Origin of the sequence: Staphylococcus sp. OJ82, from assembly GCF_000294465.1 — a bacterium.
In the GTDB taxonomy this organism is placed as follows: domain Bacteria; phylum Bacillota; class Bacilli; order Staphylococcales; family Staphylococcaceae; genus Staphylococcus; species Staphylococcus equorum.
On the sequence record NZ_ALPU01000011.1, the window covers coordinates 324,217 to 347,912 of the forward strand.

The 23,696-nt window shown below is 32.4% G+C and carries 23 protein-coding genes and 1 pseudogene; 8 read left to right on the forward strand and 16 right to left on the reverse strand.

Annotated elements, in window-relative coordinates:
• Nucleotides 1-29: 29 nt before the first annotated feature.
• The 5 genes from SOJ_RS12505 to SOJ_RS12520 form a co-directional block, all read right to left on the reverse strand.
• A complete protein-coding gene (locus SOJ_RS12505) occupies nucleotides 30-770 on the reverse strand; it encodes an SGNH/GDSL hydrolase family protein (RefSeq protein ID WP_002508478.1) in 741 nt (246 codons plus the stop codon).
• Nucleotides 771-935: 165 nt separating this feature from the next.
• Nucleotides 936-1,022 carry a hypothetical protein gene (locus SOJ_RS14895; protein WP_081332209.1) on the reverse strand — a complete coding sequence of 29 codons (87 nt, stop codon included), beginning with the start codon at nucleotides 1,020-1,022 and terminating at the stop codon, nucleotides 936-938.
• Between the two features lie 164 nt (nucleotides 1,023-1,186).
• Nucleotides 1,187-2,170 carry an aldo/keto reductase gene (locus tag SOJ_RS12510; RefSeq protein WP_002508479.1) on the reverse strand — a complete coding sequence of 328 codons (984 nt, stop codon included), beginning with the start codon at nucleotides 2,168-2,170 and terminating at the stop codon, nucleotides 1,187-1,189.
• Between the two features lie 282 nt (nucleotides 2,171-2,452).
• Nucleotides 2,453-3,529: a branched-chain amino acid aminotransferase gene (locus SOJ_RS12515; protein WP_002508480.1), complete on the reverse strand. Its 1,077-nt coding sequence runs from the start codon at nucleotides 3,527-3,529 to the stop codon at nucleotides 2,453-2,455.
• Nucleotides 3,530-3,846: 317 nt separating this feature from the next.
• Nucleotides 3,847-4,803 carry an NAD-dependent epimerase/dehydratase family protein gene (locus SOJ_RS12520; RefSeq protein WP_002508481.1) on the reverse strand — a complete coding sequence of 319 codons (957 nt, stop codon included), beginning with the start codon at nucleotides 4,801-4,803 and terminating at the stop codon, nucleotides 3,847-3,849.
• A 458-nt stretch (nucleotides 4,804-5,261) separates the two neighbouring features.
• On the opposite strand from SOJ_RS12520, the gene SOJ_RS12525 reads away from it, so the two are divergent.
• Nucleotides 5,262-5,498 carry a hypothetical protein gene (locus SOJ_RS12525; protein ID WP_002508483.1) on the forward strand — a complete coding sequence of 79 codons (237 nt, stop codon included), beginning with the start codon at nucleotides 5,262-5,264 and terminating at the stop codon, nucleotides 5,496-5,498.
• Nucleotides 5,499-5,601: 103 nt separating this feature from the next.
• On the opposite strand, the gene SOJ_RS12530 is transcribed toward SOJ_RS12525, so the two are convergent.
• Nucleotides 5,602-6,087: an SRPBCC domain-containing protein gene (locus SOJ_RS12530; protein WP_002508484.1), complete on the reverse strand. Its 486-nt coding sequence runs from the start codon at nucleotides 6,085-6,087 to the stop codon at nucleotides 5,602-5,604.
• 418 nt (nucleotides 6,088-6,505) lie between these two features.
• On the opposite strand from SOJ_RS12530, the gene SOJ_RS12535 reads away from it, so the two are divergent.
• Nucleotides 6,506-7,513 (forward strand): fatty acid desaturase, encoded by a 1,008-nt coding sequence (locus SOJ_RS12535; RefSeq protein ID WP_002508485.1) that lies wholly within the window; start codon nucleotides 6,506-6,508, stop codon nucleotides 7,511-7,513.
• Between the two features lie 87 nt (nucleotides 7,514-7,600).
• Here SOJ_RS12535 and mmuM read toward each other — a convergent pair whose 3' ends face one another.
• Both mmuM and SOJ_RS12545 read right to left on the reverse strand, forming a co-directional pair.
• Nucleotides 7,601-8,503, reverse strand: coding sequence for a homocysteine S-methyltransferase (gene mmuM / locus SOJ_RS12540; protein WP_002508486.1), 903 nt, complete (start codon nucleotides 8,501-8,503; stop codon nucleotides 7,601-7,603).
• Nucleotides 8,504-9,841 carry an amino acid permease gene (locus SOJ_RS12545; protein ID WP_002508487.1) on the reverse strand — a complete coding sequence of 446 codons (1,338 nt, stop codon included), beginning with the start codon at nucleotides 9,839-9,841 and terminating at the stop codon, nucleotides 8,504-8,506.
• A 289-nt stretch (nucleotides 9,842-10,130) separates the two neighbouring features.
• Between SOJ_RS12545 and SOJ_RS12550 the strand changes: the two genes are divergently transcribed.
• The 3 genes from SOJ_RS12550 to SOJ_RS12560 all read left to right on the forward strand — a co-directional run bounded on the left by SOJ_RS12550 (nucleotide 10,131) and on the right by SOJ_RS12560 (nucleotide 13,836).
• Nucleotides 10,131-11,375 carry a Glu/Leu/Phe/Val family dehydrogenase gene (locus SOJ_RS12550; protein WP_002508488.1) on the forward strand — a complete coding sequence of 415 codons (1,245 nt, stop codon included), beginning with the start codon at nucleotides 10,131-10,133 and terminating at the stop codon, nucleotides 11,373-11,375.
• A gap of 276 nt (nucleotides 11,376-11,651) precedes the next feature.
• Nucleotides 11,652-12,596 carry an agmatinase family protein gene (locus SOJ_RS12555; RefSeq protein WP_002508489.1) on the forward strand — a complete coding sequence of 315 codons (945 nt, stop codon included), beginning with the start codon at nucleotides 11,652-11,654 and terminating at the stop codon, nucleotides 12,594-12,596.
• A gap of 16 nt (nucleotides 12,597-12,612) precedes the next feature.
• Nucleotides 12,613-13,836: an Nramp family divalent metal transporter gene (locus SOJ_RS12560; RefSeq protein WP_002508490.1), complete on the forward strand. Its 1,224-nt coding sequence runs from the start codon at nucleotides 12,613-12,615 to the stop codon at nucleotides 13,834-13,836.
• Between the two features lie 118 nt (nucleotides 13,837-13,954).
• On the opposite strand, the gene SOJ_RS12565 is transcribed toward SOJ_RS12560, so the two are convergent.
• The 4 genes from SOJ_RS12565 to SOJ_RS12580 all read right to left on the reverse strand — a co-directional run bounded on the left by SOJ_RS12565 (nucleotide 13,955) and on the right by SOJ_RS12580 (nucleotide 19,404).
• On the reverse strand, nucleotides 13,955-15,028 hold the full coding sequence (locus SOJ_RS12565; RefSeq protein WP_002508491.1) for a YkvI family membrane protein: 1,074 nt from the start codon (nucleotides 15,026-15,028) through the stop codon (nucleotides 13,955-13,957).
• Nucleotides 15,029-15,214: 186 nt separating this feature from the next.
• Nucleotides 15,215-16,843: a ribulokinase gene (locus SOJ_RS12570; protein WP_002508492.1), complete on the reverse strand. Its 1,629-nt coding sequence runs from the start codon at nucleotides 16,841-16,843 to the stop codon at nucleotides 15,215-15,217.
• Between the two features lie 157 nt (nucleotides 16,844-17,000).
• Nucleotides 17,001-18,461, reverse strand: coding sequence for an ABC transporter ATP-binding protein (locus SOJ_RS12575; RefSeq protein ID WP_002508493.1), 1,461 nt, complete (start codon nucleotides 18,459-18,461; stop codon nucleotides 17,001-17,003).
• 172 nt (nucleotides 18,462-18,633) lie between these two features.
• Entirely contained in the window at nucleotides 18,634-19,404 is a 771-nt protein-coding gene (locus SOJ_RS12580; protein ID WP_156789171.1) for a hypothetical protein, read from the reverse strand.
• Between the two features lie 333 nt (nucleotides 19,405-19,737).
• On the opposite strand from SOJ_RS12580, the gene SOJ_RS12585 reads away from it, so the two are divergent.
• Together SOJ_RS12585 and SOJ_RS14445 are read left to right on the forward strand one after the other, a co-directional pair.
• On the forward strand, nucleotides 19,738-20,361 hold the full coding sequence (locus SOJ_RS12585; RefSeq protein WP_002508495.1) for a hypothetical protein: 624 nt from the start codon (nucleotides 19,738-19,740) through the stop codon (nucleotides 20,359-20,361).
• A gap of 83 nt (nucleotides 20,362-20,444) precedes the next feature.
• A complete protein-coding gene (locus tag SOJ_RS14445; protein ID WP_002508496.1) occupies nucleotides 20,445-20,591 on the forward strand; it encodes a hypothetical protein in 147 nt (48 codons plus the stop codon).
• Nucleotides 20,592-20,593: 2 nt separating this feature from the next.
• On the opposite strand, the gene SOJ_RS12590 is transcribed toward SOJ_RS14445, so the two are convergent.
• Nucleotides 20,594-21,196 carry a hypothetical protein gene (locus tag SOJ_RS12590; RefSeq protein WP_002508497.1) on the reverse strand — a complete coding sequence of 201 codons (603 nt, stop codon included), beginning with the start codon at nucleotides 21,194-21,196 and terminating at the stop codon, nucleotides 20,594-20,596.
• Between the two features lie 108 nt (nucleotides 21,197-21,304).
• On the opposite strand from SOJ_RS12590, the gene SOJ_RS14820 reads away from it, so the two are divergent.
• Entirely contained in the window at nucleotides 21,305-21,427 is a 123-nt protein-coding gene (locus SOJ_RS14820; RefSeq protein WP_274516992.1) for a hypothetical protein, read from the forward strand.
• On the opposite strand, the pseudogene SOJ_RS12595 reads toward SOJ_RS14820, so the two are convergent.
• The 3 genes and pseudogenes from SOJ_RS12595 to SOJ_RS12605 all read right to left on the reverse strand — a co-directional run bounded on the left by SOJ_RS12595 (nucleotide 21,411) and on the right by SOJ_RS12605 (nucleotide 23,693).
• Nucleotides 21,411-21,817 (reverse strand): annotated as a pseudogene (locus SOJ_RS12595) (YolD-like family protein). The gene SOJ_RS14820 and the pseudogene SOJ_RS12595 overlap by 17 nt on opposite strands.
• A 135-nt stretch (nucleotides 21,818-21,952) precedes the next feature.
• On the reverse strand, nucleotides 21,953-22,423 hold the full coding sequence (locus SOJ_RS12600; protein WP_002508500.1) for a hypothetical protein: 471 nt from the start codon (nucleotides 22,421-22,423) through the stop codon (nucleotides 21,953-21,955).
• 316 nt (nucleotides 22,424-22,739) lie between these two features.
• Nucleotides 22,740-23,693: a hypothetical protein gene (locus SOJ_RS12605; protein WP_002508501.1), complete on the reverse strand. Its 954-nt coding sequence runs from the start codon at nucleotides 23,691-23,693 to the stop codon at nucleotides 22,740-22,742.
• Nucleotides 23,694-23,696: the final 3 nt, after the last annotated feature.

A 23,696-nucleotide genomic window follows, 5' to 3' on the forward strand; every position in this document is an offset into this window, starting at 1 on the left:
AAGTAAGCTCGATTTTAAAAAGGTAGCTCTTAATCATTTAATATATCATTAAGCTTTTCAGAGAATATTGGTGTATACAAATATCGGTAACCCTTTTGTGTTGGATGGGCATCATCTGCCATCATCGTTTTATCATCTTTAGCTAGTTTATTTATTATCTTGTCTCCCCATACATCAATAATATGGATATCCCATTTATTTTTTATTTCTAATAGTTTCTTAATCAAAAATTCATAATAAGGGTCTTTATCACGTATACAAGTATAAAATACAATAGGACAACCCCAATTTTCTTTAATATATGAAATAATAAATTCGATGGCACCTATGATTGTTTCCGTATCAAAATCATTAATACTATAAGATTCACTGATTGATCCTATAGGCTTGTTGAATCTTGCGTCATTTGTAGATAACTGACATACAAAGGCATTTAATTTGTTATCTGTAGAAACATTGCTTTTTAATCTTTCTACATAACTTGATTTTTGTTTACCAGCTAGTGTTGTACCTGATTGAGCTTCTTTAATTGTATCCACATCATATTCTTTATTTAAAAATGCTACAAATGAATTACCTTTAGCTGCAGCACCATAAGTAATTGAAGAACCTAAAAACAATATTCTTTTATTATTCAAATTACTGTTTTTATCTAAATAACTTTCATTTGGTCCAAATTCATCTTTGTTACCTTTAATTATATTCGGTGTATTTTTGATTAAAGAGATTAATGTGCTTGTCGTCTGCATAATTGTTCTGAGTTTGTTCATCTATATGCCTCCTATTTATCCTGCTATTGTTCTTGAATTTCCTTTTCTATTACTTTGTCGTTAATTTCTACTGAATGCACTAGCTACTTTCTTCGTAGAAAAAACACCTCCGCATAAATTCATTTTAAGATGAATTCAGCGAAAGTGTCTTTGTTTTACTGCCACTCATTGGAGTCCGTTCACATCACCAAATAATATACACATATACCGGTCTCGGTAGTCAGTAATTTCCGACCCTGTTTCTGCACCAATAACTCATACTTTTTATTTTGTACAAAAATAATAAATCCATTCGCTATATTAAGCACATATGTAAATCCTACACAAGTAGCGTTAATATCAAGCACTCCTGCATTTTTTATCTAGTTTAGCTAATACATATGAACCCTGTGCAGTTATTTTGGCAATTTACTTTATTAATAAGTACCCATGATAGCATCTTTGACTTTTTCTTTGTAAAAGTTTTTAATTTTTAAATTTTCGTCCTCTGTGAAAGATTTAGTATCTAATGCCTCTAAATTTTGTTTCACTTGTGTCACATTTCTAAACCCTGGATTAATACAAGATATTTCTTTAGCATCTAAAATCCATCTTAATGCTGTACTTGCCATGGAAGAACGACCTTCTTTAATCCATGTTAGTTGATCGGATAATTCGACCCCTTTTTGAAAACCTAGTCCAGAAAATGTTTCACCTACATTAAAAGCTTCGCCATTTTCATTAAATTTACGATGATCATCTTCAGCAAATTGAGTTTTCGTTGTAAATTTTCCTGTCAACAATCCACTTGCAAGTGGCACTCTCGTAATGATGCCTACACCTTGTTGGTAAGCTTTAGGAATTAATTCCTCTAATGGTTTTTGGCGGAACATATTAAAAATAACCTGCAAGCTTGCTACATTAGGATATTCTAAACATATTAAACCTTCTTCAACTGACTCAACACTCACCCCATAATGTCTTATGAGACCTTCTTCTTTTAATTGGTCTAATACGTCAAAGACACTACCCTCTTTTAAAATTTCAGTAGCAGGGCAATGGATTTGAAACAAATCAATTGTATCTCTGTTTAATCGACGAAGACTATCTTCACAGTATGACTTTACCGTTTCATAACTATAATTTTGTGGGTCAGCAATATCCCCTTGTCGACAGAATTTTGTTGCAATATAAATTTCATCTTCTTTGCCAGCAGTCGCCTTAGCTAATAATTCTTCACTATGACCATCTCCATAAACATCAGCTGTATCAAAGAAATTCACGCCTTGATCAATTGCATATTCTAAAGCACTTAATGCATCTTCATCATTTGTTTCACCCCATGCACCACCTATTGCCCATGTACCAAAACTAACTTCACTGATCATCATACCTGTATTACCTAACTCGCGATATTTCATAAAATTTTCCTCCCCTTAAAATAAAAAAATAGTTCACCATCTCTATTTATATGCTTAATTTCATTTTTGTATAATTCTATGTTTTACACATGTTCTTTACCCTTTATTAGTAAAAGTAATAAGCATTAACTATTATTTTATATCTTTGTATAAATTAAAGTTATATTGTATTTTTTAAAGTATGATACATTAAATTTTGAAAAACAGACAATATAATTTGAATTACTAGATATATAAAATACAAAAGGCGCTTCTTTTAAAAGAAGCGCCTTTTGTATTTTATTAATATCTTGGTACAACGACTCTCCAACCTTGTGGGTCTTCAAGTTTACCACTTTGGATACCAGTGTAGTTGTTATATAAATCTTGCGTGATTTTACCAGTTTCATTGTTATTAATTACAATTTCAGTTTCGCCATATTTCAATTGTCCTACTGGAGAAATGACTGCTGCTGTACCTGTACCGAATACTTCAGTTAACTCACCTTTATTATGTGATTCAATCAATTCATCAATTGATACACGACGTTCTTCTACTTCATAGCCTAAATTGCCAGCTAATTCAATGACTGTTTTACGTGTAATACCAGGTAAAATACTACCGTTTAATTCTGGCGTTACAAGTTTGCCATTCTCTACGAAGAAGATGTTCATACTACCTACTTCTTCTACATATTTTTGCTCTACACCATCTAACCAAAGCACTTGGTCATAACCTTGTGCAGAAGCATTTGTTTGTGCTAATAAACTTGCCGCATAGTTTCCTGCGACTTTAGCGTGACCTACGCCACCACGAACGGCACGTACATATTCATCTTCTACATAAATCTTAGTTGGGCTTAATGACTCGCCACCATAATAAGAGCCTGATGGTGATAAAATGATAAGTAATTTATAAGAGTATGAAGGACGTACGCCTAATATACCTTCAGTCGCGAAAACGTATGGTCGTATGTAAAGTGATTGACCTTCACCCTCTGGTACCCAGTCACGTTCGATATCTACTAATTGTTTTAGACCTTCTAATACAACTTCTTCATCAACTTTCGGCATATCTAAACGAGATAAAGAGTCATTAATACGTTTAAAGTTCTCAGATGGACGGAACAAATCAACTTCGCCATCATGTTTATATGCTTTTAAGCCTTCAAATACAGCTTGCCCATAATGAAGTGCTTGAGCTGCTGGAGAAAGTTCAATTGGACCATAAGGCACAATCTTTAAATCATGCCATCCTTGATCAATATCGTAGTCGAAACTTAACATATAATCTGTGAAGTATTTTCCAAAACCTAAACCACTTGGATCCGGTTTTTCTTTAAGTGTTTCTCGTTGTACAAATTCAATTTTTTCTGACATGATTTTTCCTCCTAATGTTATTTCCTTGAGTATTACTTTAAATTATACCAATCCACAGGGCACTGTTCAATAATTTTCAAATAATTTAAAATATACTAAAAATGCACACTACTTACTTTCAAAAGTATTTTGTGATTAATAATATCCCAATATGTCTATAAAGCACTCGTATATCAACAATACCTATGCAAATATTGATGAATAATTTTTGTTTTAAAAAATGGCAGAGATTTGGGTCTACTCTTGCGTAAAAGCACTAAGCGAAGACTACAAGCTTAAAGCCCCCACTACTGTATGAGTGAGGGCTTTAAATTAGATTATCTTACTGTTTCTTTATCTTCTATAGCCTTTAACATCGTTTGAGTCATTTTAGTTAAATCATATTGTGGATTGAATCCCCATTCTGCACGTGCACAGCTAACATCTATACTGTTTGGCCAACTATTCGCGATAGACTGTCTTATTGGGTCTACATCATATTCTAATTGAAACTCAAGATAAAATTCTTGAATTGCTTCTTTCACCATTTCTGGTTCAATACTCATTGCACTTAAGTTATATGCATTACGATTAATTAATTTAACGCCGTCCGCTTCCATAAGTTGAATAATGGCATCTATGGCATCTTCCATATACATCATATCCATATATGTGTCTTTTTCGATAAAGCTAGTATAACGACCTTCTCTCACAGCTTTGAAATAAATATCTACCGCATAGTCTGTCGTACCGCCACCTGGCTCTTTTATGTGAGAAACTAAACCTGGGAATCTCACACTACGTATATCGACACCAAATTTATCGAAATAGTACTGACATAATAACTCTCCAGCAACTTTATTCACTCCATACATAGACGTTGGTCGTTGAATCGTCACTTGTGGTGTATTCACTTTAGGTGTTGAAGGTCCAAATGCGCCAATTGAACTTGGTGTAAAGAATTGCAAGTTGTGTTCACGTGCTGTTTCTAAAGCGTTCATTAAACCACCCATATTTAAATCCCAAGCAAATAATGGATTTTTTTCAGCAACGCCTGACAATAATGCTGCCATATGCATCATTGTGTCTGGCTTAAATGTCTCAACTAACTCAAACATACGCGCTCTATCAGTAACATCTAATATTTCAAACGGCCCATCTACAATCGCTGAATCTGCTTCTGGTTGTTTAATATCTGTAGCTAAAACATTATCATTTCCATATAACATTCTACATTTCACTACGAGTTCGGTTCCAATTTGTCCTAAAGCACCTGTAATCATAATTTTTTTCATATTTCTATCTCCCCTTGTGCATTACAGAAACTGTAATGTTTTTCTCGTGCGTACACAATCCTTATTTTCAACTAAATTATACAATAAAAGCGCTTTATCGTATACATTGAGTGTACATTTTTTAAATGTTTTAGTATTTTAAATTTAAAACACACTCATTCAAACGTAAAAAACCCCCTTGCTACCATTAATAGCTAGGGGGTTAATGCACCAACATACTAAACTTTTGCCAATTTAGTTTTAACACCTTAGACTATATTATTGGATTGAACACACAGTATAATTGAGTTCCGTTCATTAGCTATGCAAACATAATGTTTAATACCCTGTTAATATAGATATTTTGATCATCTATACCACTTTCACAAAATTCATCTCAATAACAAGTACTTTAATGTATATTTTGAACAATAACTGATATTATTAATAAATAAATATGCAGTGAGAGGGATGACATAATGACTTATTTAATCATTATTTTATTCGCTGTTTTAATCATGTCATTAGTTTTAAGTTATTTTTGTTTTAAAGAAAGTAAAGCTGAAATTGACCAAAGTAAACAAGCGAAGCGTAGCGAAAACGAAAGAATAGGCGTAAAGAAACAGTCACATAAAGTACTAACCCTAGCCATCGTGTTACTTGTTTTCAGTGTACTCGTTTTAATAGGTATTATTTGGATTCTAATAGCAATGTAGATTCATTTATAAAAATTTAAAATGATTTAAATTTACAAATATATTTAAAAAGACGACCTTTTAGTTATAAGATCGTCTTTTTTGTATGCGATAAGCAGCTTTTTTACTTGTCATTTTCTAGTTTTATTTGCGCTTCGATAACTTCATTTTTACTATCAAAATCATAATTTTGAGAATTGAGCGGTTTCCCCGTTTCTACAATACTTTTTATACTTTCCATATGGAATTGCCAACCTGCAAAATCTATGATGATGTGTGGAAATTCAAATGGTAAATATTCAATAAATGTTAGTTCCGTTTGTTGAACTTTGTTATTTAATTCAAACTTCACATTCCCAATATCCCATGTAAAGCCAATCGTCTTATTTTCTTCAAGATGTGTGATTGTCATTTCTAAATCGTCTTCTTCCTCTAAATGGAAGTACATTTTTCCATTCACTTCTCTTTTTTCAAATGACAATTGTGGAAACCATTGCTGTATTCCTTCAGTAGTACTCAAATAATTAAATATCGTTTCCTTATCTCCATCTATATCTATTTGCAATGTTTGATAAACGCCTTGTCCATCTTTTGAATATTGTGTTTCCATATTTAAAGTTCTCCTCTCAATTCAAATATTATCTAGGAAAAATTTAAATTCTTAATTCTTCATGCTAATTTACCTAGACTCATTTAATACGTTTTACCCTTTTTCGTTATAAACTATTACTAATTCACATATATTTATTATGTGTCTCAACCAAATTTAATATGAGTAAAAAACTGAAATGACGCTATCCATGACCATTTAATTAGCTGCAATAGAGAATTAAATTTACCTATATTTTTCTCTTCACTCCCTTCTTTAATGCATCTTTTGCGTTTTCAAATTTCTCATTATTTTAAATTTTTCAATTTTTTTGTATAAATGTTTGTAAATTTCTATTTATTTATATACACTTAGTGAAATACTGGTGAGAGTATGTACTCTATTTTCAACTTATTCAGTAAAAGAAAGTTAGGTGTATATGGAAAAAGATAAGAAAAAGATGTTGAACAAAATGGTAAAACCTTTCGCAAAAACTAACTACACAAAAAGTACAATACAAATTATAAATACATTACTTCCTCTTATTGCAATTTTAGTAGTAAGCGGACTTTTATATAATGTGCATTGGTCATTAGCAATTATTAGTAGTATATTCGCGTCTATATTTTTAATTAGAACATTCATCATTTTTCACGATGCTTGTCACGGATCATATTTAAAAAAACAAAAGCACAATGATTTACTCGGAAACGTAACTGGTTTCCTTACGCTGTTTCCTTACAGAAAATGGCGTAGAGAACATTTAATTCACCATGCTGGTAGCGGTAATTTAGAAAAACGTGGTATCGGTGATATCTGGGTTATGACAGTAGAAGAATATACAGAAGCATCTAAATTCCAACGTTTAACGTATAGAATTTATCGTAACCCACTTGTGATGTTTGTATTAGGACCGTTCTTCTTAGTATTTATTTCTAATCGCTTTAATTCTAAAGACGCTAAAAAGAAAGAACGTATCAATACTTGGATGAACAACATTTTATTATTAGTCGTATACGGTGGTCTAATTTATCTATTAGGCGTAGGTCATTTCTTTGCAGTATTTGCACCAATGATCTTCATTGCTGGCATGTTAGGTATTTGGTTATTTTACATCCAACATACATTTGAAGATTCTTATTTCGAAGAAGCTTCTGAATGGGACTATGTAAAAGCAGCAATTGATGGTAGTTCGTACTATAAATTACCAAAAGTACTACATTGGGTTACAGGAAACATAGGTTATCATCATGTACATCATTTGAATCCTAGAATTCCTAACTACTCTTTAGAGGAAACACATGAAACTGTTACACCTCTACATCATGCAACATCTATTACGCTTAGAGAAAGTCTGACATCATTAAAATTCAAATTATATGATAAAAGTCATAAACGCTTTATCACTTTTAAAGAATTTTCACTTAGAAATAAACAACCATCATAAACACTTAATATTCAAACAAACAACAAAGGAGAAGTGCTTGTTAACCCAAGCACTTCTCCTTTTTCTATTTTGAAACTTCAATTTTAGTTAACTCATGCTATGTTTAATCTTTTTAATGTCCTCTGGTGTTGTTTGACAACATCCCCCTATAATTTGAACACCTTCCATTAACCACTTCGGAACTTGTTCAATAATTTCATCACTGTTAGCATCATTTTCCCATTTTTTGCTATCCGCATTATAATGAGAACCTCCATTAGGATACAACGCAATTGTCTGACTCAAACTAGCTAATCCTTTGTCTAATGATCGATTGATTCCTTTAACTGAAGAACAGTTAATACCAAAAATCGGAATAATAGTGCCCTTCTGTTTAATATAATCAATTAGTTTCTCGAATTCTGTTCCATCTGATAAATTTCCTGTGTCATCGACAGTTACAGAGATCCAAAATGTTTGTTCTTCGGTATAACTCGGTATAATATTTTCTATAATTGCTTGAATCTCTTCAAAATTAGGAACAGTTTCAAACACAAAATCATTTATCCCCCTTGAAATCAAAGCGTTTATGCGTTGTTCATGAAATTTAAAATAGGCTTCTCGACTTATTACATAATTCCCTGTATATTCTGAGCCGTCGCTTAAATATGCGCCATATGGACCCAAACTACCTACAACCACTTGATTATTATTTGTTGCATCCATAACTTGCTCTACCGCTATTGTAAAAAGGTCATCAATTTCCTCATTCTGCATTCCTATATCTGTAAATGTTTGATAACTTGCTTGATATGTACTTGTTAAAATAATGTCGGCACCTGCATTTGTAAAATCTTGATGGGCTTGCTTTATTTTAATTGGTTGATGTCTAAGTACTTCACTAGACCATAACGAAGAATTCAAATCACAACCAGCTTGTTCTAATGTAGTTGCTAGTCCGCCATCTAAGACAATTGGAGATTGTGTTTTCACTTTTTCTAACAGTCTCATCTATACTCCTCTTTTCTTATTAAATTTAACAAAATAATAAATTAACGCAATCGCTGCAAATGGTAGCCCGAAATAAAGTGCAGGTGCTTGATTAGGATCAAAAAGCATTCCAACACAAGAAATTAAGCATAATATAAACCCAATAATTGGAATCGATTGGTGTACTTTTAAGCTTCGGTCAATTTTTTTAGCATTAAAATATGCAATACAGATACTCATCCACACGATAACAACTGCTAAACCAGCAATTGAAACTAGAATTACATATAATGTATCTGCTACATACACGCTAGAAAATAAAGCCAATAAGCCACCAATCATGCTAAATAATGTTGCATTCACTGGCATATGATGTTTATTTAGCTTTCCAAACCATTTAGGAAACACACCTTCATTCGACAAACTCCAAATCATTCTGCTCGCAGCATATAACCCTGAATTAGCTGCAGATAACAAAGCTGTTATAATCACTAAATTCATAATGTCACCCGCATAAGGGATTCCCATTTTTTGAAAAATAACAACAAATGGACTTTCTAATGACTTACCTTGATAACTTGGTATTAAAATAGAAATAATAACCATTGTACCTATAAAAAAGACAATAAGACGCCATAACGTTGCTCTAATCGCTTTGGGTATTACTTTTTCAGGATTCTCTGTTTCACCAGCAGCAATGCCGATTAATTCAGTGCCACTAAATGCATAATTCACAGCTAGCATTGTTAAAAACACAGAACCTATACCATTAGGAAAAGTAGGATTCGTATATCTATCAGCAATTGTGTTTAAACCTTCATAACCATCGTAGTGAATAAATCCGATAATTACCAAAAGACCTAAAATAATAAATACGATAATCGCAATAACTTTTACTAAAGAAAAATAAAATTCAACTTCTGCATAAAACCGTGTCGATATAATATTAAATAATAAAATTAATATAATTGCAATCGTAGCAAAAATATAAACGGGGGTTTCAGGCATCCATTTCTGCATCAAAATACCCACTGCTGTAAATTCAGAACCTAATGCTACGGTCCAAGTTAACCAATAAAACCATGCTACGATATATCCAACAGATGGATGAATGTAAAGACTTGCATATGTATGAAATCCACCTGTAACAGGATGTTTGATCGCTAATTGCCCTAGACATAACATAACGAGATAAACTAAAATTGAGCCAATTAAATAAGATAGTACCGTTCCAAATGGACCTGCTTGTTGCAAAGTATATCCAGAACTTAAAAATAATCCTGTTCCAATAACACCACCAAAGCTAAGTAACATAAGATGACGTTGTTTCATTGCACGTTTAAATGATGGTTGTTCCATTAATGTTCTCCTTATCTTCAAGTTCTACACTTTTTAAATATAATTATTCATTCTATTAATTTCTGAAAATTTAGTCAATGTATTTTTTTCTCAATTCACTTCCCGCTCATATATGTATTGTCTTTAATGATTCTTTCGTTTTCAAAGAGAATTTCATCTATTTATTCACTGAATTTTCAAACTTTTATAAAAATTCAATCTCTAGTATTGATTTTCAGTCGTAAAGTCTATAACATTTATAGATAAGTAAGTACAAATATTATAAGTAATAGATAGAGGGGAAAATATAATGACAGAACATAATGACTTAGTGAAATCTACCCAAGAAATTACAAAAGAAGCATTACATAAATTAGGCTTTGACGATGGCATGTATGATTTAATCAAAGAACCTTTAAGAATACTAGAAGTCCGTATACCCGTCCGCATGGATGATGGTACTGTTAAAACTTTTACCGGTTACCGTGCGCAACATAATCATTCTGTTGGTCCTACTAAAGGTGGCGTACGTTTCCATCCTGATGTAAATAAAGAAGAAGTTAAGGCACTTGCAATGTGGATGACGATGAAATGTGGTATTACTAACTTACCATTTGGTGGCGGTAAAGGCGGCGTCATCTGTGACCCACGTCAAATGAGTAATCAAGAGCTTGAAAATCTATCTCGTGGTTTTGTTAGAGCTATATCACAATTCGTAGGTCCTGCGAGTGATATCCCAGCACCAGATGTTTATACTAATCCACAAATCATGTCTTGGATGATGGATGAATACAGTAAAATTAATCGTTCAAATGCTTTTGCCTTCATCACTGGTAAACCACTCTCTTTAGGTGGTTCAGAAGGTCGTAACCGTGCCACTGCGCTTGGTGCTGTAATTACTATTGAAGAAGCAACTAAACGTAGAAACATTGATATCAAGGGGTCTCGTGTTGCGATTCAAGGATTTGGTAACGCTGGTAGTTTTATTGCCAAAATCTTACATGATATGGGAGCAAAAATTGTAGCTATTTCTGAAAGTTATGGCGCTTTACATGATCCAGATGGTTTAGATGTTGACGAGCTTGTAGAGCTTAAAGAAAAACATGGCCGTGTTACACACTTATTTGAGGGCGTCATCCCTAATAAAGAATTATTTGAAGTCGACTGTGATATTCTTATCCCAGCTGCATTATCAAATCAAATTACTGAAGAAAACGCACATGACATTAAAGCAAGCATCGTTGCAGAAGCAGCGAATGGTCCTACGACAAAAGAAGCGACACGTATATTAACAGAACGTGGTGTGTTACTTATACCTGATGTACTTGCGAGTGCTGGTGGTGTAACTGTTTCTTACTTCGAATGGGTACAAAATAATCAAGGCTATTATTGGTCTGAAGAAGAAATAAACAGTCTACTCCGTGAAAAAATGGTAGAAGCATTCAATAAAATCTATGACTTAGCTGAAAGTAGAAAATTGGATATGCGTTTAGCTTCCTATGTTGTAGGTATCAAACGTACAGCTGAAGCTACACGTTTCCGTGGTTGGGCATAAATTTTCACAATATATCAATGTGATAAACATTGTCTTTTCAAAAGCTACACCTTCATTGGTGTGGCTTTTTATTATTATATTTATCTATACAGCTTCCAACAATTCTTCCTAATCCTTTTCACCCACCCTTTCCTCTTCATAATCTAATAAAAATTTATAAATAATCCTCTAATTCATATATATTTTGAATTATTCAATCAGTGAATTTTCTGATTTATTTGAAAAATAAAAAAATACTCTATATAATTATCTACAATAAAGGGGAGGATATAAATTATGAAAAATAACATTTATGGGAATACACCATGTTTTTTAAATAGTAAAAATTTAAATCAATCAAATACTTTAGATACAGATGTAATTGTATATGGAGTACCTTTTGAAGGCGAAAGCACTTGGGGAGATTATACAGGTGTAGAACTTGGTCCAAAGCAAATTAGACTGTCCTCTGCACGTTACAGTCAATATCTACCAGAACTAAACCACATTGATATTAGTGAACACTTATCTATGGGGGACGTCGGTGATGTGCCATTTGTCGCTCATGACAATAAAGAAAGCTATGATAACATTACAGATTTCACTAAAAAACTATGGGAAAGTGAAAAATTCTTAGTTGGCTTTGGCGGCGAACACGGTGTCACTTATCCTATTCTTAAATCATTAACAGAAACTGGTAAAAAAGTCGGCATCATTCATTTAGATGCACATTATGATAATATGCCAGATTATGAGGGTGAAGCTTATGCCCGTAATACACCTTTCATGAGACTTTATGAAACAGACGGTGTACGTAACGAAAGCATTATTCACACTGGTATTCACGGCCCGAGAAATCATCCATCAACAGGACGTTACGCTGAAGAAGCTGGTGCCGTAACGATAACAATCAATGATATCCGTGAATCAAATAATATAAAACAGTTTGCCCGTGACATCTACGCTCAAGCAAGTGCCGATGTAGATGTCGTATATTTAACAATATGTAGTGACGTATTGGATTTCGCTTATAATCCAGGTGGACCTGTCGATGGTAATGGTCTAACGTCCTATGAATTATTAACGATGATTCACGAATTTGGTGCGCTCGGCCTATGTGGTATGGATTATGTAGAAGTTTATCCTATGAAAGATGCCAATCAGAATTCTGCCCATTTCGTTTCTACAGCAGTATTATATGTACTTGCTGGCCACGTCGCTTATTTAAATAAATTAAAATAATCTGAGGAGTGGTTAAATGTTTAAACACGCGGGTAAGATTTTACGATCGCTTGGCCCTGGTATGATTATCACTGCTTCATTCATTGGCCCTGGTACAGTAACAACCATGACTCAAGGTGGCGCAGGATTTGGCTATAGTTTACTATGGGCAGTTGTCTTTTCAATCATCGCCACGATCGTGTTACAAGAAATGATTATTCGTTTATCTCTCGTTACACGTGAAGGCTTAGGTGAAGCAATTCAAGATTTATTTTCTAATAAAATTGGTAAGCTAATCATCGTGTGGTTCACACTCATTGCTGTAACCATTGGGTGTGCTGCCTATATTAGTGGTGACTTGATTGGAACCTCACTTGGGGCATCTTACTTACTTAATTTACCTGAGAATTGGGTTGCTCCAGTTATCGGCGTTATTATATTACTCATTGGATTATTTGGTAACTATAAATTTTTAGAAAAAGTTATGCTTGTACTTATGGTTATCATGGGCGCAATATTTATCACTACGATGATTGTTATAAAACCAGATGTTATGGGCATTTTAAAAGGTGCCTTCATTCCAACAATACCAGATGGTTCTATTCTTACTGTTATCGCTCTAATCGGTACAACCGTTGTGCCATATAACTTTTTTATCCACTCAACAGCTGTACACGAACGTTTTAATGGTGTTAAGGAGTTGAAATTTGCACGTTGGGATACAATTATTTCAATTACTGTCGGTGGTGTGATTTCTGCTGCAATATTAATTTCAGCAGCCACTTTAATTAAAGGTGAAGAAGTATCAAGTGTCATTCAACTTGCTGGACCGTTAGAACCTGTTCTTGGCGATGCTGCACCTATAGTGATTAGTGTTGGGTTATTCGCTGCAGGTCTGTCATCAGCCATTGCTTCTCCAACGGGTGCCGCTGCAACAATTAGTAGTCTACTCGGTTGGAAAGGCGGCATGCAAAGCAAGAAATACAAACTTGTCTTTGTTGTGATTATCATTATTGGAATTATTACTTCAGCACTTGGTTTTGAACCGCTTCAAGTCTTACTTATTGCGCAAGCGTTAAATGGTATGATTTTACCTATTATTGCAATACTTATCTTTATTATTATTAATAAGAAAAATCTAATGGGCCGCTTTGTAAATACACTTTGGCTCAATATTATCGGAGGACTCGTTGTTTTAACCGTTTCCTTCTTAGGTATCTATAGTTTTATCGATGCTATAACAAGTTTCATTTCAGGCTAAATTCATATTAAACATGACAAAAGGGCTAATAAAGCAGTTATTCAACTGTACTTTATTAGCCCTTTGCCTTAATTAATCCTATTCAATTAAAGATATGCATTTCATCTTTTAAAAGAATTTATACTAATTTTTTATCAGAAAATTTATTGTAAACCCACCTTATCACTAAAGCTAGCGTAATAAACAATCCGATATAACCGAATGTTTTAAATACAAAGTTTACTAAATCAACAAATCCAATAAAGCTTAATAAGAATGCCACAATTAATGTAATACCCATCATTACCACATAACTTTTACTATATGGTGTAGTAAATCTGCTTAAAAATGGATACATCATACCAACGCAACTATTGAATATAACGCCAATCATTACTGCAGACATAAAAATACCAATGACTGGGTGTATATCATTTGCCAACAATAACGTAGGAATATCTACACCATTTGCATTTTGAATATTTGCCAGTAACCCTGCAGTCATGATTAATAATAAAATACTGAATGCTAAGCCTCCGTAAAATGACCCTCTTCTTGCAGCTTTATGACTCATTGAATCATTACCGACAATTGTTAAGAATCCAAAACTATTTCCAATAATCAGTCCACCATATACGATAGCATCCCACCACCAAAATGAACTTGATGTTTTTGAGGGCTCTATTTGTTTACTAACTTCTGAAAATGGAACCGTTGGATTTAAAATATTATATCCTGCGATAATTAACACAGCAATCACTAGAAATGGTGTAACTATGCTCAATATCGTCATTATACGATTAAATTTAAGTTGTAATACAATAAACAATAGTATAACTAGGGCTAATGACCCTACCCATACTGGTACGCCAAACCCTTGTTCCATGGCAGAACCTCCGCCTGCTATCATAACTACGGTTAATCCAAACAGGAAGAAAATGGTTAAGTAGTCGATAATACGACCTACAATTTTACCAAACATATGATTTAGTGAAATTTCATAAGTATCTGAGTCTAATCTATAACCAACTTTTGAAGTTTGTCTCGTGGCGAAAGTCACAATTATACCAGTAACAATTACAGCTATGTATGCATAATTACCGTGATTCACAAAAAATTGTAGTAACTCTTGTCCAGTTGTAAAACCTGCACCTACAATAAAACTCAGATAAGCTAACGCCATTTTTATGGCCGCTTTATTATCCTTGCTCATTGATGAAGCATCCCCTTTTCAATTATTTGTAAAACATCATAAGTTTTTATTATAACATTCTTCGTTAATTCTTGTTTTATTAATATAATGCTCCGCTTTATTTTTTTGAACTTAAACATAAAAAAGAAGCAACATATCATCACTGATATATTGCCTCTGGGTTATTTTAATTAACGTTTTATTCTCTTACATCAATTTTGCAACATCACGCATAATGCTCGCTTTCTTATAGCCATGTAGGTCATGCAGTGATTGATATGCGTTAAATAATTTTTTATAGATTTCCACTTTATCCGGTTGAGGCTCAACAGTATATAATACGGGTTCTTTCATTGCTTTGACCGCCTCACTAAAGTCCGTATGCGCCCCACCACATATTGCGCCTAAAATAGCTGCGCCAATTGCTGGTGCATATTCGCTATCAATAACCGTCACTCGTTTGTTCAGCACGTTCGCATAGATATCCATGAGTAATGTATTCTTTTTAGGAATACCACCACAAGCAAATACATGATCCACTTCCATATGCCATCCTTCATACTGTTGCATAATCATTTTAGTACCAAATGCGGTTGCCTCCATGTACGCACGATAAATTTCTTCATGTTTCGTATGTAATCCCATGCCAAATAAGCAACCTTTTAAATTACTATCACTGAGTACACTTCTATTGCCGTTGTGCCAATCTAGTGCGATAAGTCCACTTTCGCCAGGGTATAATTTAGCGGCCTTTTCATTTAATAATTCAAAAATTGAAATATCCCGTAACTTCGCCTCTTTGACATCATCATACGGCGTTTGTTTCGCCACGTACTCAAATAAGTCACCTACAGCAGTTTGTCCTGCCTCGTATGCATAAAGTTCTGGAATAATGGCACCTTTAACTGAACCAGAAATACCAGGCACCTTATGTTGTTCTTTATTAAGCATTAAATGACATGTACTTGTGCCCATGACCATAGTCATTTCTTTATCTCTTTCTGAACCTATCCCTAATAAACTTGCATGCGCATCTATAATAAATGGACTGACTTGCGTTTCTGGTGAAAGTCCTAGTTTATCTGCCATTGTCTGACTAACCTTACCTACAGTTTCACCAATATTAACGACTGGTGCTTCCACTTTCGCTCTTACAATATTAGATAAATCATTATCTACTTTATCAAACAAATCATAATGGAATCCTGTGTCCGCTTCCCAAAACGATTTAAACCCTAAGCCACAATTTGATCTGACGTTTTGATCAGTGAGTCGATTGACAATCCAGTCCCCCGCCTCCATGATATACGCACTCTCAGCTATCACTTCAGGCGCCTTATTGTTTACTTCCATAATCTTAGGTATCATCCACTCACTACTCGCATTAAAGCCATAGTAGCCTAACCAACGATTCTTCTCTTCAAGCGCAGTCTTAAATAATACATCTGCCTCGTCTTGCGCACCATGATGCTTCCATAATTTAACGTAAGCGTGTGGATTATCTTTAAATCCTTCCTTATTATGAATAGGCTCCATATTTTCATCCACAAATACCACAGTTGACGATGTAAAATCTATACCGATACCGACAATTTCGTTTGGCGCAATTTGTGTTTTTGCTAAAATAGCTGGAATGCCTTCTTCAATAACTTCCATATAATCATTCGCATTTTGTAACGCATAACTTTGAGGTAGTTTTTGACCATCAAGTTCTCCTTCTATCGTGCCATGTGTATATGTTTTAATAAATTGCTCTACAATTTCACCATTCTCTGTATTTATAAGAAAGGCTCTACCTGAACCTGTTCCAAAATCTATCCCTATACTGTAAGCCATACTTTAACCCTCCAGATCTTCCTATACGACAGAAAGCGCTTTCTTAAATCATAATTAAGATTCTCTAAAAATACAAGGGAGCGGGCAAACGAAATCATAATTTGATTTCATTTGCCCGCTCCCATAACACTCACTATTATAATCACATTAAAACATTTTAAAACGTTTCAACTTCATTAAACTGTGATAAATAAAGTTGTTTATAGTGTCCATCTTGTTGCATTAATATTTCGTGACTACCTTCTTCTAAGATTTCGCCATCTTTGATAAATATAATACGGTCTACGTCTTTAATTGTTGATAAACGATGCGCAATAATGAGCGATGTTCTATTTTCAGACAGCTTTTTAAATGCCAATTGAATTTTATTTTCTGTTTCTATATCTAACGCACTTGTAGCTTCATCTAAAATAATAATAGACGGGTCTTTTAAAAACATTCTAGCGATGGAAATACGCTGTTTCTGTCCACCAGATAATTTCGTACCTCTTTCACCTACGAGTGTATCCAAACCAAAGGGTAAGTCTTCGATAAATGTTTCTAATTGCGCATTTCTAACTGCATCCCATATTGCAGTTTCGTCAGCTTCTAAATAGCCATATACAATATTATCTCTTAAAGTACCAGAGAAGAGAAATACATCTTGCTGTACGACACCAATTTCTGCACGCAATGAAGCTAACTGAATCGATTTGATGCTTTGGCCATTAATTAAGATATCACCGTCATCTACTTCATAAAATCTCGGCAATAAAGAACTGATTGTCGTTTTACCACTACCACTCGGTCCAACCAATGCAATCTTCTCACCATGCTGAATATCTAAATTTAGTTTTTTTAGAATTGGTGTTTCGCCATATCCAAATGTTACATCTTTATATTGAATCGTCTTAGGATCACTCGGCATTTGAATCGCATCTGGTGCATCCTGTATTTCTGGATTAATGCTTAATATTTCGCTAAAGTTTTTAAATCCTGCAATTGCTTTTGGAAATAGCTCTATAATCATATTAATTTGTTGTAATGGTTTAAAGAGTACATTCGTAATCATGATAAATGCAACGATACCACCATATGATAAATCACCATTCAACACAAAATAACTTCCGACTACTAACACAATAATTAATGTCAGATTTTGGGCAATATGACTAATTGTAATATTCCAAGACATATAATTATATGCTTTTAATTTTGTAGCTCTAAAATTATCATTTATATTTCTAAATTTCGTTTGCTCATGTTTTTCATTTGTAAAGGCCTGTACAAGTCTTATGCCACCCACATTATCTGCGATTAATTCATTAAAACGTGACACATTTGTAAATAAGTTCTTAAATGCACGAGACATTTTTTGGCTGAAAAATATAGCCAAGATAAAAACAATAGGCACCACACAAAACGTAATGAGTGCTAACTTTACATCAATCGTTAACATGATGACAAATGCACCAATCAGCGTCATGATAGATAAAAATACATCTTCTGGGCCATGATGGGCAGCTTCACCAATATCCATCAAATCATTCGTCAGTCGACCAATGAGCTTTCCGGATTTTTGGTTATCAAAATACTTAAAATTCAATTTCTGAATATGACTATATAAATCATTACGCATATTATGTATATGCCTAAATCACCATTAATACATAAACAAAACACTGTTAAATCAACGTTTTATATTCTCACACATGCCATTATTTTTAGTTTTTTCATTCCATTATGTCATAATTATGTCATGACAGAACTTAATTACATATTCATTCCCGTATGCGTGAGATTTATTATTTTTACATTTCTTCCAAATTAGAAATATTATTTTTTATCTCATCAATAACTTGCTTTCTTTCCCTGTCAATCCATTTATATGATATTAAAAATTCTTTCAAACCACTATCTATATCATCTACTCTCACTAAATACGAATTTAATTTACTATAGATTTCATCAATAATTCTTTCATTTTCTATATTTACAATTGGTTCTAACATATTTATTGTAATATTGGGAACTTCTTCTTCAAAATTGTTTACTTTTGATTGATCCATAACATTATTTCTTTGTTCTTCAATTTTCAGATGTTCTTGTATTATAAAACGAAAATCATTCACTCTTTTAGAATTTCCTATTTCATAGTCTTCATCTGAAATATCTTTATAGCTTTCACCAAATTGAATTGTAAAATTAATATAGCTTTTTATCAAAACTTCTATGTTCTGTAAAATAGAATTGTATGTATTTATTTCATGCAAATATTCTTTTAGCATATTGTTTTTGATTTCAGCTTTCAGTCTTTGCCTATTGAACTTTTCTATTTTTCTATTTTCATTTAATTGATTGTCTATTTGAATTTTAGTGTTTTTCGTAGCTGTTTCTCCCGAAATTTTTGCACCCCAATAAGCACCTCCAAATGTAGCAAATAAACCCATAAATAGTAAAGCTATTTCAAACGAATTTTCTTGCCCAAACATTAAGGCTAAACTCCCCAATGATAAACTTAGTAAAAAAATAAATAAAATGATAACTACATTATTTTTCATTATTAACAAAATATTTTTCAAAACATCATTCACCCTCTTAGTATATATATGTATAATTATCTACATAAATAATTATATAAGCAATCCTTTTTGTAAATTTCACTAACAATAGATTTTATAAAATAAATTTACTTATTATTATAAATATCCATCTCTGACATTCCCCCTGTGCTGCATCGAGAAATGAATAAACGTATAGTTGTTCGTTTGACGTTCTATAATTATGTCCATATTATCATTAAATATAAACAAATTCTTAAATTTTTATATTAACCATAACTTTTTGTTATCATCTTTATTTTTTATGTATAGTACAATTAAGTTAATAATTTATTTTTAAAGGGGATATGTAAAATGAAAAAGTTATTATTTTTATTATTAGCGAGTTTCTTAGTATTAGCAGCATGTGGGAACGAAGAAGAAAGTAAGCTAGACGATAAGAAAGAAACTAAAGCGTCTGATAAAGAAAGTAAGAAAGACGATAAGAAAAAAGATGAAGATAAAGAGAAAGAGAAAGAAAAATCAGACGATAAGTCTAATGAAGAAGTAGCAAACGAAGAACCACAATCACAAGAACAGCAAAGCACTGAACAACCTGTGCAATCACAAGAACAAGTGAATGCTCAAGAACAACAACCTGTTCAGTCACAAGAACAAGCACCTGTACAACAAGAGCCTACTGCCCAAGAAAAAGCAGAAGCTAATGCGAAAGTAGCTAAAGAACATGGTTATACTGGTTTACCTAATGGGGATGCTCATAGTGATGTGCCAGTTGGCCAAATTGAATTACCACCTGAAGAATTAGCTAAGGAAGAAGCTAAGCCTGAATATCAAGATGTAGTCGAAACCGAAGAAGAAAGTGATTGGGTAAAAGGTCAAGATGAATGGATGAATGCAAGCGAATCGGAAAGAACAGAAATTAGAAAAGCAGATGCTGAGAAATATGGGTATGAATACGACCCTAGCGACTATGAATAATTCTACGGGCATTTAACTATGCCCTATATATTTTTATCAAAAAAAACGCCTAACTAAGTTAGACCTTGAAAGGAGGTGATATTGTGAGTGATGAGTATTATAATAAAGAGCAAATAGATTATGAAATTAACGGTAAAACAGAAGGCGAAAAGAGAAACCAAGAATCTGGAGACAAAAGTAATCTGACGGTTGAAGAAATGAAAAAAAGACTTAAAGAAGATAAAGACTAACCTTATTTTTTCCAAAAATAATAATCAAGTTTAACTCTATTTTCAAAATCAATATATACCTCTGAATACTCTGATGTTTTAATAATTTCGTCTTTTAATTCAGAGTATTCTCTACTAATAATTATATTTCTATTAGACTTTTTAGAAAAACTTTCGATTATTCCTTCGTCTATTATACTGTTGTCCATTTCTTTAATAATAACATAAATCATATACTTATCATTTTCATATCTTTTAATGTGAATAGGTAAAGTATTTGTTAAACTTAAATTTTTTCTAGCTCTATTTGTATTAATGAATCTATTATATATATCTAGTAGCAATGGATAGATTATTTCAGTTAGTAATACAACTAAAATTATGCTACTAAAAAGGGATAAACTAATTTTTGTAAAAGATAAATTATTAAATAATTCATTAACATTATTTATTCCTGAAAACAAACTTAAAATTAACAAGAATATTAGTATAGATATAATAGAAAAGAAACTGAGTATTACATTTTTATTATCGCTATTATAGTAAATTATGTTTTTACTAGATAATGAATAATAAGTATAAAAACCTGGAATACCGGAAGTAATTAATAACAATATAATTTCCAACATCTCACCCGCTTTTTATTTAATTATAACACATACCTATAGATTATTCACTTTTCCATAGTTTTTATCTATAGGTATATATTTTTATCTTTTTTAGGAGGAATGATTATGACAGTCAAAAATACGGAGTTTAAGAAGTCTGCAACACCAGTGTTTTGCGCCATTTCGTTGGCGTGCTGTTGGCGTAAAAAAACATCTATTCATTTAGGTGGGTTTATTTTATCTCTATAATATCTAACAAATTAACCTTACTTAAACCAGTTTCTTCATATAAATAGAGTAATTGTGTGTGAACATCTACTTTGTGTATGTACCCCTCTTTTTCTTTAATATATCCATCTACAAAATAACGCAATTCAATTGTTGGGTCATGATACATTTGAATATTAACTTATCGTTTAGATCATTCAATTGATGGTCACTTAATGACGATCTATCAATCTTATTTTGGTCTTGTATGTATTGTTCTAGTTGCTCGTATTGTTCGGGTAACGTCTTAAAGGCTAGCCACTTAACCATGCCACGCCCTTGTGGTATACGTGGGTTAAGGTACTCTCTAGGGATTTTACGATAATCGGATTCATATTTATATTCATCTGGTGCATCTTGGTTAACAATCATTTTAATCACCTCACAAATATAACGGAACTTTTGTTCGTATGAATAAATAAAAATATATAATTGGCATAAAAAATAGCCGCCCCGAAAGGCGACTCTGTAATTTTTTAAAAAGAATAGTATATCTAAATATTCTATTTAATCAGAACTTTTCCACCAGGTATAAATTCCTACTAAAGTTATAAAGCCTGCTACATATAACCAATTCGGTATACCTGAGCTTCCAGATGATTTTTCAAATTCTTTATACTTCATATCTACCGTACTTCCTTGAAGTTCTTCCCCGTTTGGATCTACTGCCCAGTAGTCTATAAAGACCAATTTTTCCCCCTCTTTTTGAAATCTATATACAGGTGAATTTTTAGAATCACCGGGAGGCTCTGCTTCAATGTATATAATATTTTCACTTACATCTTGGATTTCATACTTTAAGGTGTATTTAAATATATCATGCTTAATAGTGATTTCACCGTCATCGAACGTTATTGTATAGTTTGATTCTTCTTGTGATTCCCAAGTACCTTGTAAAAATTTATCTGTATCATTACCACAAGCATATAAAAAGATAATCACAGAAATAATTAAAAAAGGTATTTTAAGATTTTTCACATTTTCCACTCCTTATATATATTCAAATTAAATTATAAATGAATTAAAGAATTTTTCAATGCTTTTTGCACATAAAAAAGTACCCCTAATTAAAGGGGTAAAAATATAATGTAAATTAATATATAAGGATCCAATTCAATTGGACTAACTCATTCTTTAATAATATAACATAAAAAACACCCAGTGACATGTTTGGGTGTTAGGGATTTTTTTACAAATAATGCATTTGTTTGGTAGTGATGTTTGCATGTAATAATACTTTACCACATTAAACATAAAAATAACCACTCCGAAGAGTGGTTCCATATATTTCGGTCTAATTTGCTCCATTATCTTTTGGTGCTATAGTCTGTTCAATTTTCTCTATATTTCCTTTCACAGCTTCGAGTATCTGTGTTGAAAATTCAGCTTTCTTTTCATTGCTCCAATCATTGTTATCTACATCATTATTATATGAATTTATTACTGATGGTATAATTTCTATAAAACAATGTAACAACACTTTAGATTTCTTAAGTGTTTCTTCTTCTTTTACATAATCTCCTGTATAATTATCTATATTAATATCAATTTGAGAATTATTTTCATAGAACCTAATCTCATAGGTATTTTTGCAATGTTGAAATTGAGCTAAAATCTCAGTTAAAGATTCCATTTCAATAATAAAAGATAATGTGCTAAATAAATTCATAACATCGTTGCCAGATCCAGTTAAAGTTGCTTGATTTTGGTTTCCTAAACCTTTAAACCCCGTAACACTTTTTAAAACAAGCTCTTCGACCTCATCAATATTGTTATCATTTTTAAACTTGGATACTAACCAAAGAAAAAAATCAGATTCGAATACAAAAGCTTGTGCTTCTATTATTTTATTTTTATCACTATTATTAAATTTCCTCAAAATTTTCAATGCATTAGATCCTCTAGCTTTATCAATTAAATATTGAGTTCTCATACCATCCGTATAAATAACAAAAAAACCTGATGTAGTTTTAATTCTCTCTGCAAATATCGGATTTTGTTCTTGACCTTTCATCAAGGAGTCAAATTTATATTCGAAATAATTATACTCAAACTCACTCTCTTTTATAGTCACTTTTTTATTTTCATCAAAATATTTATTAATACTGTAATCTAATGGTTCACCAGTATAGGTATCTATTTCATTATCTCGCCAATTTTCATAATCAAGAATATTATTGATTATTTCTTCGATATTCCTATAATCTCCGTCTTGATTTTTTGAATTATCTACATACTTACTATACATAAA

What these genes read in the sequence shown, in the direction of transcription:
- SOJ_RS12505 (WP_002508478.1), bottom strand. Translation starts at nt 770, where the DNA reads ATGAACAAACTCAGAACAATTATGCAGACGACAAGCACATTAATCTCT.
- SOJ_RS12510 (WP_002508479.1), bottom strand. Translation starts at nt 2,170, where the DNA reads ATGAAATATCGCGAGTTAGGTAATACAGGTATGATGATCAGTGAAGTT.
- SOJ_RS12515 (WP_002508480.1), bottom strand. Translation starts at nt 3,529, where the DNA reads ATGTCAGAAAAAATTGAATTTGTACAACGAGAAACACTTAAAGAAAAA.
- SOJ_RS12520 (WP_002508481.1), bottom strand. Translation starts at nt 4,803, where the DNA reads ATGAAAAAAATTATGATTACAGGTGCTTTAGGACAAATTGGAACCGAA.
- SOJ_RS12525 (WP_002508483.1), top strand. Translation starts at nt 5,262, where the DNA reads ATGACTTATTTAATCATTATTTTATTCGCTGTTTTAATCATGTCATTA.
- SOJ_RS12530 (WP_002508484.1), bottom strand. Translation starts at nt 6,087, where the DNA reads ATGGAAACACAATATTCAAAAGATGGACAAGGCGTTTATCAAACATTG.
- SOJ_RS12535 (WP_002508485.1), top strand. Translation starts at nt 6,506, where the DNA reads ATGGAAAAAGATAAGAAAAAGATGTTGAACAAAATGGTAAAACCTTTC.
- mmuM (WP_002508486.1), bottom strand. Translation starts at nt 8,503, where the DNA reads ATGAGACTGTTAGAAAAAGTGAAAACACAATCTCCAATTGTCTTAGAT.
- SOJ_RS12545 (WP_002508487.1), bottom strand. Translation starts at nt 9,841, where the DNA reads ATGGAACAACCATCATTTAAACGTGCAATGAAACAACGTCATCTTATG.
- SOJ_RS12550 (WP_002508488.1), top strand. Translation starts at nt 10,131, where the DNA reads ATGACAGAACATAATGACTTAGTGAAATCTACCCAAGAAATTACAAAA.
- SOJ_RS12555 (WP_002508489.1), top strand. Translation starts at nt 11,652, where the DNA reads ATGAAAAATAACATTTATGGGAATACACCATGTTTTTTAAATAGTAAA.
- SOJ_RS12560 (WP_002508490.1), top strand. Translation starts at nt 12,613, where the DNA reads ATGTTTAAACACGCGGGTAAGATTTTACGATCGCTTGGCCCTGGTATG.
- SOJ_RS12565 (WP_002508491.1), bottom strand. Translation starts at nt 15,028, where the DNA reads ATGAGCAAGGATAATAAAGCGGCCATAAAAATGGCGTTAGCTTATCTG.
- SOJ_RS12570 (WP_002508492.1), bottom strand. Translation starts at nt 16,843, where the DNA reads ATGGCTTACAGTATAGGGATAGATTTTGGAACAGGTTCAGGTAGAGCC.
- SOJ_RS12575 (WP_002508493.1), bottom strand. Translation starts at nt 18,461, where the DNA reads ATGCGTAATGATTTATATAGTCATATTCAGAAATTGAATTTTAAGTAT.
- SOJ_RS12585 (WP_002508495.1), top strand. Translation starts at nt 19,738, where the DNA reads ATGAAAAAGTTATTATTTTTATTATTAGCGAGTTTCTTAGTATTAGCA.
- SOJ_RS14820 (WP_274516992.1), top strand. Translation starts at nt 21,305, where the DNA reads ATGACAGTCAAAAATACGGAGTTTAAGAAGTCTGCAACACCAGTGTTT.
- SOJ_RS12605 (WP_002508501.1), bottom strand. Translation starts at nt 23,693, where the DNA reads ATGTATAGTAAGTATGTAGATAATTCAAAAAATCAAGACGGAGATTAT.